The 11,394-nt window shown below is 57.5% G+C and carries 8 protein-coding genes and 1 tRNA gene; 1 reads left to right on the forward strand and 8 read right to left on the reverse strand.

The genetic code is table 11. From position 1 onward, the window contains the following. Positions 1-983, forward strand: a 983-nt coding sequence (locus M0974_RS31965) for an SGNH hydrolase domain-containing protein (RefSeq protein ID WP_297846166.1), incomplete at its 5' end; no start/stop codon positions are given. Positions 984-1,284: 301 nt separating this feature from the next. Here M0974_RS31965 and M0974_RS31970 read toward each other — a convergent pair. From M0974_RS31970 to M0974_RS32005, 8 genes are all read right to left on the reverse strand, one after another. Then, positions 1,285-1,358: transfer RNA gene (locus M0974_RS31970), tRNA-Gly, on the reverse strand. Between the two features lie 223 nt (positions 1,359-1,581). Then, positions 1,582-2,466, reverse strand: coding sequence for an alpha/beta hydrolase (locus M0974_RS31975; RefSeq protein WP_297846168.1), 885 nt, complete (start codon positions 2,464-2,466; stop codon positions 1,582-1,584). Positions 2,467-2,777: 311 nt separating this feature from the next. Next, positions 2,778-3,470, reverse strand: coding sequence for a pseudouridine synthase (locus tag M0974_RS31980; RefSeq protein ID WP_297846170.1), 693 nt, complete (start codon positions 3,468-3,470; stop codon positions 2,778-2,780). Between the two features lie 6 nt (positions 3,471-3,476). Next, on the reverse strand, positions 3,477-3,707 hold the full coding sequence (locus M0974_RS31985) for a cysteine-rich CWC family protein (RefSeq protein ID WP_297846172.1): 231 nt from the start codon (positions 3,705-3,707) through the stop codon (positions 3,477-3,479). Then, positions 3,697-5,184, reverse strand: a complete 1,488-nt coding sequence (locus M0974_RS31990; protein WP_297846175.1) for a sensor domain-containing diguanylate cyclase — start codon at positions 5,182-5,184, stop codon at positions 3,697-3,699. The genes M0974_RS31985 and M0974_RS31990 overlap by 11 nt, the downstream gene beginning before the upstream one ends. Before the next feature lie 75 nt (positions 5,185-5,259). After that, the gene (locus tag M0974_RS31995; RefSeq protein WP_297846176.1) at positions 5,260-8,667 is read right to left on the reverse strand and encodes a DUF6543 domain-containing protein; all 3,408 of its coding nucleotides are present in this window, start codon (positions 8,665-8,667) and stop codon (positions 5,260-5,262) included. A 111-nt stretch (positions 8,668-8,778) separates the two neighbouring features. Beyond that, positions 8,779-10,602 (reverse strand): allophanate hydrolase, encoded by a 1,824-nt coding sequence (gene atzF, locus M0974_RS32000; RefSeq protein ID WP_297846177.1) that lies wholly within the window; start codon positions 10,600-10,602, stop codon positions 8,779-8,781. Between the two features lie 30 nt (positions 10,603-10,632). Further along, positions 10,633-11,394: carboxyltransferase domain-containing protein (locus M0974_RS32005; protein WP_297846178.1), on the reverse strand; the 762-nt coding region annotated here is incomplete at its 5' end.

Raw genomic sequence — 11,394 nt, forward strand, 5'->3', positions numbered from 1 at the left:
ATGCGTCGTGGCGCTGGATTGAGGCGCCATTTCGCCAGCGCCGCTGGCTGGCGGGGCAGCGCTCGATGTTGTGTGGCGCAGCGGTGGCGATGCTAGTGCTGGTTGTCGTCGGGCAGTGGGTGCGAGGCAGCGATGGCGTGCCTTCGCGGCTATCGCCGCAAGCGTTTCGCTATGCCAAGGCGGCGACTTGGAATGCCGGGCAGCTAGACTGCTTGTATGACCGGCATCTGCTCAGCGCCGAGTCCTTGTGCCACTTTGGCCCGGCGCAACCGTACCGGGTAATGGTGTGGGGCGACAGCCATGCGGCGGCATTAGCCCCGGCACTTCGCGAGGAAGCCCGGCGCAGCAGCGTCTCCTTGGCGCTGGCCGGGCACTCGTCGTGCCCGCCGGTCGAGGGCGCACACCGGGAGTTGGTGTGCGATGAATTCAATGCAGAAGCCTTGCGGCTGGTAGCACAGGCGCAGATTCACGATGTGATTCTGGCGGCGCATTGGAGCCTCTACACCGAGGGCGATGAAAGCGGAAACACCGGGCTGATGATTCGCGCTCCGGGTGCCCAAGGGGTCGATGTGCAGTATGCCAAGCAGCACCTAGTGGAGGGCCTGCGGGCGCGCATCCAGACGTTGCGCCAAGCCGGCAAGCGGGTCTGGCTGGTGAAGGAGGGGCCGGAACAACGGGTCGATATTGCGCAACGGCTGGCGCGGATGAGCATGCTGGGCGAGGCCACCGCCGGATTCGGGCGACCGAAAAGTGAGCGAGACAGCCGCCAAGCTTACATTGATCAACTGTTTGCCGAACTCAGTCGAGACGACGATCAGGTGCGGGTGCTAGACCCGACGTCGCTGTTCTGCAGCGATGGACAGACCTGTGTCGCCGAGTCTGGCGGGGAGGCGTTGTACCGCGACACCAATCACCTCTCCGATCAAGGTGCGCTGAAGGTCGCGCCATTATTCGACCCGGTGATGACGGCATTGGCGCCCTGAGTTCGCAGCGACTGGAACTTGCCATCGTTGCGAGGTCTGTTTCGTCACATCCGTTCTCTCGTAAAACCGGGGCTTGATGCATCAGAAGTGAAAAGTGGGGTTTTTGAACCTGGAATCGCCAAGTCAGCTCGACCTGAAAATTCATCTAGGGCTGGCGGGTGGCCTATCTGACGAGCGAGGCTTTCACCGTCCGATCATGCAGTTTGTTCGCGTGGGGGTAGTTGATTCTTGGAAACAGTCACTGAAACTGTCAACAGTCGTGATTGGATGTCCGAAGACTACGCTGGAGACCTTGAAAATATGGAGCGGGTGGCGGGAATCGAACCCGCGTGATCAGCTTGGGAAGCTGGAGTAATACCATTATACGACACCCGCTTTTCGCGGCTGACTTTGTACCAGAAGTCGCATCTGAACAGAAGCGCTAATTTCTAGAAGGGGGCTTTTTCAGCAAATCCATATCGTCTGACCCACAGTATTCGCGAGCAAATTCGCTCCCAGCGGGCCGCGGAAATTTCACCCACTCAACGCTAAATCATTCCGTGCAGGAATCACCAACTACAAAATTCTGGCAATCCCTACAGGGACTGACGCTTTCGTCTCACAGTGCAAACGCATGGTGGTGCTGTACTTCGTTGTACCGCGAGCGTTTGGTGGCGGGTTCTGGCTTGAGGAAGCTCAGCAACGCCTTTTGCGAATCGCTGCAGGCTGCTTTGTGCTCCATGTCCAGGAAGTGCCCGGTACTTTTCAGGGTGCTGAACTGGCAATTGGCAACGTGTTTGCCGAACAGTTTGGCATCCTCTGCAGCGGTGTATTCGTCCCACTCTCCATTGAGAAACAGCACCGGCACGTCGATGTTTTGCGCGGCGTTCAGGTAGCAAAGCTGGTCAATGCACAGCACTTGGCTGATGTGGAAATGCATCTGCACGTACTCATGAATATCCAGCGTGCTGACGTGTTTGTAATTGAAGCGCTTGAACAACGACGGCAGGTGTTTGCCGATAGTGTCGTTCACCAGATGGCCAAGCTCATAACGGTCAAACGCGCCGAGGTGCCGGACGCCTCGTTCGAGGTAGTCGCGCATATGCACGTTGACCACCGGCGAAAATGAGCTGATGACGGCTTTTTCGATCCGCCGTGGCCGTTGCGCGAGTGCAATCAAGGCCGCTGCGCCACCCCATGAAAACGACAAAATATGCTCGGCGGCGAAGTGGTCAATCAGCTCTAGCAGAATCTGGCCTTCCAGCTCTTTCGTCAGCGGTTGGCTATGCAGATTGTGGGCTTTGGACTTACCCGCGTAGGGCTGGTCGTAGAGCACCACGTTGAATTTCGGGTACAGGTTGCGAGCGGTTTGGGCAAATGACGCAGTCGTGGCCATCGAGCCGTTGACCAAAATGATGGTCTTTTCCGCGGCATCTGCGCGATAGAACTCCGTGTAAACCCGGAACTGGCCTTGTATATCAAGCACAGCGATTTCTGGCCTCATATCGATTTTCTCCTGGCGCAAAACAGGTATCCGCGCAACAAGGTTGCACGATCTTCATGACAGGTAGGCATACGCCTGGAAAGGGGGCCCATGTCGATCCGACTGCGTAAGGTCGACGGGTATTTTTATTTTGAGGGGCTGTCTGTAGTGCTGGAACCGGGGCTCTGGTCGCTACAAAAGTTTCTTAGAATGTGTTTGTGACTGATCAGTCACATGCGGACTGACGATTGGATTCAAGCAGGCTCAACGCTATCCCGCAAGTGCCGTTCGTAAATTGTTCGACAACTTCTGCTGAGCGGTCGACCCTTGGATTAGATCGCCAGTATTTGCGCAGCGTCCAACGGACGGTAGGCCCCCGGCGCGAGATCGGGATCAAGGTGTAGCGGGCCCATGGACTCGCGGTGCAGGCGCAGCACTTTGTTGTCGAAGTGACCGAACATGCGCTTGATTTGATGGTAGCGGCCTTCGACGATGCTCAAGCGTGCACTTCTTGGACCCAGCACCGTTAATTGCGCTGGCTGAGTGGTCAGTTTCTCAAACGCAAAATAGAAACCCTCGGCGAATTTCTCTACGTAGTCCGGGGTGATCACTTGCTCGGTTTCTACGTAATAAATTTTCGCGATTTTGGTCTGTGGTTGCGTCAGGCGTCGGGACCACACGCCATCGTTTGTGATCAACATCAGACCCGTGGTGTTGAAGTCGAGCCTGCCCGCAAGGTGCAATTCATGCTTGTCAGGCTCATCAAGCAGGTCGAGCACGGTTGGATGCTGCGGGTCGACCGTCGCGCTGACGCACCCGACCGGTTTGTTCAGCATGAAATAGCGCGCAGGCTTGCCGATTTGCAACACGTCATCGTCGCATTCCACGCGGCTGAACTCGCGGACCTCATGCAGGGGATCGCTGACGGTTTGGCCGTCAACTTTAATTCGCTTGCCCACCAGCGCAAAGCGCACGTCTTTGCGGCTGAAGCGCGGCAGGTTGCTGAGGAAACGATCAAGGCGCATAACGGGCTAGTGGCTGTTTTTTGCGGCAGGGTAGGTCTCTACCTGTGCGCAGCGCGGGCAAAGGCATGCCTGGTTGCGCACGTCAGGCGGCAGCGCGTCGAGTAAGGCCGGATCAATCTCTACCGAAAAGCACCAACAAGGCTGCGCAGCGGTGCGCGGGTCTGCCAGGGTGCAGCTGTTACTGAGGCCGCACGCCGGGCAAATTGAGCTGTCGAGACTGTCGCGTTCATTCAGCATGAGAGAGCGCCGCTTCTGTGCACACCTGATTTCGACCCGCCTGCTTGGCGCGATACAGCGCTCGGTCGGCGCGCGCGATCAGGCTGTGCAGGGTGTCGTTGGACAGCCATTCGGTCAGGCCAAGGCTGACGGTGACCTGCAATGGCGTGCCCGAAAAACTGTAGCGATGCTGCTCGGCCAGAAGGCGGATTTTCTCCGCAACAGTGTAGGCAGTGTCGCTGTTGGTGTCCTTGAGCAGGATGATGAACTCTTCTCCGCCCCAACGACAAATGATATCCGACTGGCGCAAGCAGCTTCTCAGGTCATTTGCGAAGCCCGCCAACACTTCATCACCCGCCAGATGGCCGTGGTTGTCATTCAGGCGTTTGAAGTGGTCCAGATCAAGTAACAACGCGACTAACGGTTTGCGTTCACGTTGGGCGTCTTGCATTGCCTTCAGCGCCAATAGGTCGAAGCCGCGTCGATTGGGCAGCCCGGTGAGGCTGTCGAGTGTGGCCTGTACTTCGATTTTGCGCTGATAACGGCGGATCACTCGCAGCAGCAGGGCCAACACCACCAGCGTGACCAGCAAGCAAATGAGCAGGTTCAGGTACAGCGAATGGCGGATGTGGCCCATCGCGCCAGCTTCCTGTTTGTCGACGTACAGGTACCAATTCAGCTCGGGGATAAAGCGCACGTTGAGAAAGTGGTCTTGACCCTGTGCTTCATATTCATAGCTGCCGCCTTGTGGCCTGGGCAGTTTATCTTGCAGATCGTTCAAGCCCGGCAAGCTGCTGAGTAACTGACCAATCGCGGCGCCTTGGGGGCCGCCGTCCGCACCGGTGAGGACGATTCGACCAAAGGTGTCGACGAAGTACACGCTGCGTTGGTAACGCTGCTGGTAGCGGTCGATTAGCTTGATTACCGCATCCACCGTCAGGCCAACCCCGGTCGCGCCAATAAAGTTGTTGTTGTAATCGAGCACTTTGTAGTTGATGAAAAAGGTCAGGTTGTCCTTGTTCGCCATGTCCGGATCGACATTAATCTCGTAGGGCGTGGCCATGTCGCGCACCCGGTAGTACCAGACATCTCGCGGCTCTTTAGCGTCGATTTGTTTGAGCACGCCTTTGGCCTGGTAATACTTGAGGCTGACGTCTGACACGAAAAATGCGGTGTAGGCGCCGTAATGGTTCATGACTTCGTTGAGGTAACGGGTCATTTGCTCGGGGTCGTGTTCGCCCGCCACTACCCAGTCGCGCATAAAAGTGTCACGGGCCATCATCGACGAAATCAGGATCGGTCTTACCAGATCTTTCTGGATTTCCGAATACACGGTGTCGGAGGTCAGTGGCAGTTCGGTATTGACGATGTTGTCGCGAATCGACGCCCGCGATGCGTAGTAACTGAGCAGTGATGTGGCAAGAAAGCCGCTCCCCAGCAGGACCACCACCGTCAGGATAAGTGACCGTTGTGAATTGAGTGCGGAGCGAAGAGGCATGACACATCCCGAGGTGAACAAGTCCATTACAAGGGCAGTATGCTAGCGTGTCGCCATCCCTAAGGCTATCGGGTTTCACGGGCCTGGGCTGGGTGGCATGCTGTTGAGCGGCGCGGTGTAAACCGGTGATCGACGCAACGCTGCACTGATGGCTGAGCATCGACAATGCAGCAACAAAATCCGGTCGTAGTGAATGCCATGTTCCGACAGTGTCTTGAACACGTCCTGCAAGGTTGGGGAGGCCATGCCGAAACGGTTTCTGACCGTCAGTACATCCATCGGTACTGCTGGCACTTGCGCTGTACGCCACGGGGATAAATTTGAATTGCGCACCACATGGCAGATGTCCTGATAACTCTCGCCACTCGCTCCCTGGAATTTGGCCACGCTGTAATTTTTGATCCTGCCTGGCAATGAAGTGCCCGCCAGTAGCTTATCGGTGATCGCGAACGGCGGCATTGTTTGGCGCGCTAGGCGGTTGCCAGCGGAATTTAACACTGAAAAAGCGCCGACCTGTTGCCCGACAACACGATGTAGCCCAGGGTCAACTAGGCTGAAGCCGTGCGGTGCATAGGCGCGCAGTTCGGTGCCATTGGGAATCGCCGTGGTTTTCGTCCAGGGCAAGTAATTGCCATGGGTACTGACCACCAGGGTTCTGGCCTGCCCTTGGTCCGAGGTCCATAGCAGCAGCTTGCGATCAAGTTTCCACGCCTGGACCGCCGATGTACTTAAGACGCTGTTGCCTGGCACCTTCCAGGTTTTCAGTAACCGCGTTGTGTTGAAGAACAGCTGCAGCTGGGTTTTGCGGGGATTGATGCACCCTCTGAGCAAGTAACTGAAACTGCGCAATGGCAGCAATGCACTCGCTATTGGTACGCTCAGTGATTTTGCCGGACGCGTAAGCGCCGTGAATGCGCGAAACAATTGTGGGGAAAAAGGTGCAAGTTGCAGCAGTCCTAACGACAGTACGTTAAACACCCCCCGGACTTTTTCAGCGTCCCGATTACCCGGCAATAGCGCCTTTTCGATCCCCAGGTAAACAGAGCCGACTTGCAGCAATACTGAAGCGACCAGGGCAGGCGTCATCAGAAACGACATAGGAGCCAGCAGCAACTGCAGATGATTGAGTTGTTCGGTCCAGTAACGGAGGGTGATCTCTGTTGAGGTCACGATACGCTCGTTCGCATTCGCCAGATGATTGCGCGCGAGTGTTTCCCGAATATAAACGAACGGTGATGATGTCAGCACTTGCCCACATAAGGCCTTGGACTTTGCTTTGTGCAGGTGGTTGGCATAAATCACGTCGGTCCATGGCCGAAGCAAAGAACCAGGCGGGTCAGGGACCCGTTGTCCGGCCCACACCTCAAGGACATAGGTGAGTTTTTGCTGCTGGCTGACCGGAACGTAGTTCAACAACGTCGTTCGCCACTGCTCATCACCGGTTGCTTTTTCGATATGCTGGTCAAGTTCGTTGCTGCTGTTGAACTCGACGAATGCCTGAGTCTGGCCCGCTTGATATAACACCGTCAGCGGCATAGTCGCGTCAGTGAACACCAACAAGCCCGCACAGCATTGGCAATGCACGCTATCAGTCAGCGATGGTTGTAAGTAAAAGCCCAAGGCTTTGCAGGTTGTTTGCGCAGGTTGCGAAGCGTTTGAGGCCTGTGCCCGCACCAGCATGTCGAATCCTGGCCGGGATAGATGGCCCAGCTTAAGGGCTACTATTGCTTGCGCGTTAAACGTGGCATTAAGCGACTGGTCGATAGCGGCGGCGTGCTTGTCCCAAAAGTTCTTGAATCGACTCGACATCAACGGCAGCAGATCAATACCTTTGATAAGGCTTTCCATCGCTTCTGCCGAGACGCCCAGCTCGGCATCTGCAGTAAACACACCTTTTGCTGTGGGGTCCGAATACACAACGCTACGGCCGCCGTTGTCGAGATAACCCACAGGGCGGTCGACTCGATAGTTGCTGAGTAGCGCATTGGTCAGGCTGATGGGGGTTTCATCAGGTGTATGAACGTAGGTAACCGGTGAATGTGCGCTCCCCAGCGGCGTGGTGGAAGTGCCATGCAGGTAACGGATGAAAACCGTATCGGGTGCCACCTCCAGTTGATGTTTTTTAACGAGTGCATTGCGCATCAGACGTTGCGCGATTTTTTTCGGATCGGGTATTCGTTTTAAAACGTCTGATTGCGGTTGCCACAGATCAAGGGCGCTGACCAACGCCAGGCCGCGTTCGATAGGTTTAAACATTACCTCGCTGTGCTCGTCCTCGTGAGCTGAATGCGCCCCGGAACGTTGTGCAGTCAATTGTTCCAGCGAGAACGTTTTCTGCGCTGCCGTGAGCGCTGAAAACAGGTCACCATCAAGTGGCTGCGCGCTGATATCGGCGTCTTCATGCAGCGGTATGCCCTCCTTAAATGTTCCGAGCCAGCTGCAGGCATTGAGTGCTTCCAGCAACTTCTGCGGGTTTGCGTTTTGATCGTGGCAGATGTATTCGGCGGTGCTGGGTGCCTCGCCGAGGGTGTGGATGAAGCAGTGCGATGTCACTCTGGATTTTAGCTGGAACATGCCCGGTACGGTCTGCCCGTTCAGCGACAGCAAACTAATCACCGCTTTTTCGCCGCTGACGGGATGTTGGAGGATCGCCAGCGTGGAGGGGAAACGATTGAGGCCCAGTACGTCGAGCGCAAGGGTGTAGCCCTCTAAGGTGATTTTCTTTTTCAAATACTGCCGGGCCAGGCCCTCGACAAACGAGAGCCTGGCAAGCAGGCAATAGGTCGCTTCATGTCGGGCCCAAAAGCGTTCAACAAGCGTGCGGTACTCATGTTCCCAGTGCGACGCGTTGATGAAGTTAATCAGCAGGCCAGTGGTGGGTAACGGTTTTGATTCGTGGAGGGGGCGATCAGGCTCGGCACACTTGATCAGGGCGACGTAACTGGCGGGATCGAACAGCGTCATGGCAAGGTCCGTCAGGGACAGTTGCCGCGTGTACTGTTCATGGCCATCGACCTGAATAGCCGGGTCTGTTTCGGTGGTGAAGTGGATGTAGAGTTGATCCGCAGACAAGGGCTCGCCGAGGCTGTCTACGACCAGATTGTCGAGTAAAAAACCGGCGAGCTGCAGCTTGATGTAGTCCCGTGCTGTGGGGGGGCAATCAAGGTCCATTTGCCAGGTTTGCAGGCTCAGTACTGAGCCGGACAACAGCTTGGCGGCAGGGCTTTTTCTCAGGGCGGTCAATCGATGGTTATTCAGCGTTTGATCGGAATCAGCATCATGTGCTGCTTCGGCGGAAGGCGCCTGCAAATCGTCGTAAAACGGCGATTGGGAAAAGGCGCCGGATGAGGCAAGGATGTCTGAGCGCTCGTGTTGGTTTTCCGGCAGGGTGACCAAGCCGGGCTGTTCCAGTTCACGTCCGGAGGCAAGCAGGTCATGTCCGTAAGCAGCACGGTCGTTGGTGCTCCAGTCTTTATTCGTCATGGTGTTTGATCCGGGCGGGTGGGCCCATCACTATGCCGTGGGTATTTCGTCCGGATCGGTATCTATTTAGTGACCGGCGGCGCGAATGATCGGGCCGCCGTACAACCTTCCTTAAGCGCCAGCCTTAGCCTGCATATAAGCGCGCCATCCGCCTAAGTGACTGATGTCCGTGGCGCCCTCCAGGCCGTAGGGTTCGCAGATGAAACCGCTTTCCCAGCGCCCATCTGCCAGTTGAACCTTGCCCAGGCCCAACGGGGCAGCGATGCCGGTGAGGAGCGAGCCCAATTCTTTACTCGGTAATTCCCAGACTTCCACCGCAATAGCGACGCCACCGTGTTCAACCCGAAGCATGCCAGGTCGAAACGGTGGGCCACCCGCCAGTGCATAGAGTTGATAGTCGGCCGAACTGTGAGTGACCTCCAGCAAGCGCGCTCCGCGTTGTTTGAGCTGCCAGTTCAGCGCCAGGCCGTCCAGGTGCGCGCCGCACACCACCAGCCGCGCCATGTCGTTGCGCGCAGTGGTTGCCGGGGCGGATAGGCTCAACGGGTTATCGCCGATCAGGCGTAAGTCGGTTTGGCGCTGCAGGGCGTCGGCGAGGCTGAGCAAATACTGATCGGTGAACACGCGGCCAAACAGGGTGATGCCCCACGGCAAGCCGTTGTTCATGAAGGCGCTGGGCACGGCGACAGCGGCGTAGTCCAGCAGGTTGACGAAGTTGGTGTAGTAACCCAGTTCCGAATTGCGCAGCACCGGTTCGGCGTCCAACTCGGCCCGTGTCACAGGGCGAGGAATTGACGGGGTCAGCACGCAGTCGAGGTGCTCCATTGCCTTGTCGCACAGCGCTTTAAGTTCTTGCAGCCGGTACTGTGCGCGAAAGGTTTGCACGCCATCCACGGCCGTGGCCTTACTCAACACGGTGCGAATGACCGGTAACACGGCTTCTGGGGTGTTCTCCATCAGCTCGCCGGCAACGCTGTAGCGCTCGGCCACCCACGGGCCGTCATACAGCAAACCTGCGACTTCGAGGAACGGTGACAGGTCAACGGGCACGGCTTGGCCACCGATTGCAATCATGTGCTTGATCGCAGCGTCGAACAGTTGCGGGCCTTCTGTGCAGCCGAAAAACTCCAGGTCCTGCGGGCGAGGTACGCCGAATTTGAAGGGGCGTGGCACACCAAAGGCCGACGCGTCGTTCCACAGGGGGTTGCTGCGGCTGTAGGCGTCGCGTGGGTCGAGACGAGCAACCAGGCCGAGTAATTGACTGGCTTCGCGGGCGGTGGCGGTAAACGTGCTGACGCAGTCCAGCGTGCGACAAGCGGGGACAGCACCCCCTGTGGAGATCAACCCTTTGCTGGCTTTGAGGCCCAATAAGTTATTCAGCGCGGCAGGCACTCGGCCCGAGCCTGCGGTGTCAGTGCCGAGGGCAAAGCTGGCGACACCCAGCGCCACGGCCAGCGATGAGCCCGCGCTGGAGCCACCCGCCGGGTAGTCCATAAGCACGCTGTTGGGGCACGCGCCGTAGGGTGAGCGGCCGCCGTTCAAACCCGTGGCGAATTGGTCGAGGTTGGTCTTGCCCAGGGGGATCGCGCCGAGGGCGATCAGTTGTTCGACAATGGTCGCCGAACGCTCTGGTGTGTAGGCAAACGCCGGGCAGGCAGCAGTGGTGGGAATGCCGGCCAGGTCAATGTTGTCTTTGATCGCGAACGGGACGCCATACAGCGGCAGGTCCTTGAGCTCGCGGCTTTCCAGCGCGGCCAGGTACGGTTCGATTTCAGCCTCGCTCAGCAGGTGGATAAACAAGTGATAGTCCGGGTTCAGCGCGAGTGCTTTTTCACGCAGGGCTAACACCCATTGCCGAGGCGTAACAGTGCCGGTTTGATAAGCAGCGCGAACGCTGTCGAGGCGTAAGTCAGTCAGTTGCGAAGCATTAGTCATGGTGAAATTCCGTCTAAAAATGTGAGAAGTTCAATCAGCTTTGAGGACCACGACCCGTTGCCCGGCGCGCACGGCCGATCCGGGTTGCACGCGCACTTCACTGACGGTGCCAGCCAGGGTTGCCAGCAGTGGAATTTCCATCTTCATCGACTCCAGAATTACCAATATATCGCCGGCTTCAACGCGCTGGCCGACTTCGACCTGTACTTGCCAAAGGTTACCAGCGATGTGGCTGTCGATGCCGTGTTCGCCGGCTTCAAGTGGAGCGTCTTCAGTGGCGGGGGCAACCCCTTCATCGCTTTCGAAATTGGCTTGGCCGCTGGCTATCCAGCGTTCGCGTTCGGCGTTGAACGCGCCTTGTTGTTGGGCGCGGAACGCCGCGATGCCCTCGGCTTCACGGGTCAGAAACCCTTGGTAATCCGCCAAATTCAAGGAGCTGTGTTCGATATTCAGTGAGTAGCGACCCAAAGGAAAATCCCGGCGGATACGCAGCAGTTCTTCAGCGCTGACCGGGTAGAAACGGATCTGATCGAAGAAGCGCAGCAGCCACGGTTTGCCATCGAACGCAGCCACTTCGCGGTAGCGGTTCCACATCTGCAGCGTGCGGCCAACGAATTGATAACCGCCGGGGCCTTCCATGCCGTAAACGCACATGTAAGCGCCGCCGATGCCGACCGAGTTTTCAGCGGTCCAGGTGCGTGCCGGGTTGTATTTGGTGGTGACCAAACGATGGCGTGGATCGAGCGGGGTCGCGACGGGGGCGCCGAGGTAGACGTCGCCCAGACCCATGAC

This window comes from Pseudomonas sp., from assembly GCF_026224925.1.
Lineage (GTDB): Bacteria > Pseudomonadota > Gammaproteobacteria > Pseudomonadales > Pseudomonadaceae > Aquipseudomonas.